We start from the raw sequence: 1,429 nt of genomic DNA on the forward strand, positions 1-1,429 counted from the left end.
ATCCTGCAGGTATCCAAGTGATGACCATACACAAGTCTAAAGGCAAGCAGTTTGATGGGGTAATTGTCGTACGAGAAGCTCGTCACAATGGAGTTGCGTTAGAATCTTCTTTTGTATGGTGGGGAGATACCGCCCCCTTTACGCGTAGCCGGAAAATTCTGCGGGTCGCAGTGACTCGGGCGAGATACCATACATTGTTACTTCAACCAATATTTCCCGCCTGTCCCATTATTGGGGCGCACACTCTGTGATTTCAAATATTTTCTAGAGCCGCGTTTAGTTAGTGTTCAGCGGTGGCGAATTGGTGTTCACTTCTATTGACGGTTATCAGAAATATCCTGTATCGAAAAATTTAATATTTCCTGCCTAAATCGTCCGAATAAGCCGAACGTCGTATCATATGTTTCAGCAAGCGTTGGTGTATTCAAAGCTGAAAGATCAACCCCATTATCGGCATAAAATAGCTCGGTAGAAAAATTGACGTTTACAATTGGCTTAGGGCCGTTCTCAATCTCGGGTAGCGTCGGCACTTGAGTTGAGTTATCGCTTGTGGTGATATTTCCGGGCATCTGTTCAATGGCAACGGTATTCGCGTTGGGTATATCTTCAACGATTCGTTCGGCGTATTCGACTAGATTTGGTTCGGCAGGCATGAAAAGAAAGCCTTCATCATTTTCAATACCCGTAGAGCGTAATATACGGCCTAAAATTTGCCTGAAATACAACTCGGTTTTAACCCGAGTAAGGTGACAGCACACTTTTAGTCGCGGTATGTCGGTGCCTTCGCTAATCATACCGACCGAGACTATCCACTTATCATTATCCTCTCGAAAATCTCGAATGGCTTCTTGTGCATCCTCGTGTAAATACGTTACCACACGGGCGGAATCACCCGTTTCACACTCTATAATTTCTGCTATTTTAATAGCGTGATCAACAGTAGCCGCGACAACTAAAGCACCGGCGTTGGATTGCTTTCGCCTTAACTGTTTAAGCTTTTTTGCAGTTACCTTAACCATGTAAGCAATCAAATCATCGCTGTCTAACAGCTGCTGATACGTGCATTTTGATTGTTTGAGGACCTCCGCGAATGAACTATAGCGCTCGCTCTCGTCACCGGATAGTAATGTAATGTCTTCATTGTCTACGGCAATGATCTTCGGTGTCCTGCATACGCCATCCTGAATTGCTCGCTCTAATCCGTAGCTGTAACCACACTGTATAATGCCATCTACGCAATAACTTGAGAGCGCGATGGGTATTTTGTCGGAGCGCCACGGTGTCCCAGTTAACGCAAGCGTATAATCAGCTTTACCTTGTATATGTTGAATGATTTTTTGCCCCCAGACATTAGTGTTGCCTAGGTTATCTCCAGCGCAGTGATGTATTTCATCAAAAATTGCCAATGTTCTGTAATGTGATAGGACGG

1 protein-coding gene is annotated in these 1,429 nt (G+C 44.6%); it reads right to left on the reverse strand.

The annotated features are described in order from the left end of the window. Positions 1-314 precede the first annotated feature (314 nt). A partial coding sequence (locus ABYP33_RS19140; RefSeq protein ID WP_373092950.1) for a DEAD/DEAH box helicase occupies positions 315-1,429 on the reverse strand: 1,115 nt, incomplete at its 5' end.

The organism is Zhongshania sp., from assembly GCF_041584495.1.
In the GTDB taxonomy this organism is placed as follows: domain Bacteria; phylum Pseudomonadota; class Gammaproteobacteria; order Pseudomonadales; family Spongiibacteraceae; genus Spongiibacter.